The organism is Halalkalibacter oceani (genome assembly GCF_023715605.1).
GTDB lineage: Bacteria > Bacillota > Bacilli > Bacillales > Bacillaceae_D > Halalkalibacter > Halalkalibacter oceani.
The window spans coordinates 1-532 of the sequence record NZ_JAMBOL010000074.1 but is presented as its reverse complement, the minus strand read 5'-3'; the positions used below and the strand labels follow the sequence as shown (position 1 = coordinate 532).

The following is a 532-nucleotide window of genomic DNA, read 5'->3' as shown; positions in this document are numbered from 1 at the left end:
TACACTTAAAAACATGAAAGTCTTTTCTCTCTTTGATTTTCTCGAGAGTCTTGGAACAATGAGGACACTTTAGGATGGCCTCTTTTGAAAAACGATTCTTATCGCTGAAAAGACAAGAACATACCTTGCATTGATACTGCCCTTTATCTCCGTTATTAGCATAAAGGTAATCTGACGGAGCACCACACTTTGGACAGATCATGGACTTCGGTACTGTAACTTTTGAGTTCTTACGCCTTTGAACAGGTTTTAATGTTTTTCCGTTCTTCTCGAAGTACTCAGTGAGAAGCATTCGATAATCTAGCTTTTCAGGTACTTCAATGATCGGAAGATCATCTACCTGAAGTTTTCGATAAGGTTTATTCACCGGTTGTTCTGTGGGCTTATTGAACATCCTTTTTCCGTTAAGCAGAGTAAGTAATGTTCGAATCAATTGTTCTTGATAGTTTATAAAAGATAATAAATAGGTTATAATTTGAGGGTACAAGATTGTCACTTCCTTTATTTAGGGATTTAGTGTCGGTGTGGTAAC

1 protein-coding gene is annotated in these 532 nt (G+C 36.8%); it reads right to left on the bottom strand.

The genetic code is table 11. From position 1 onward, the window contains the following. Positions 1-487 (bottom strand): FmdB family zinc ribbon protein (locus M3202_RS22040; protein WP_490715560.1); only part of this gene is annotated, 487 nt, incomplete at its 3' end. Positions 488-532 lie beyond the last annotated feature (45 nt).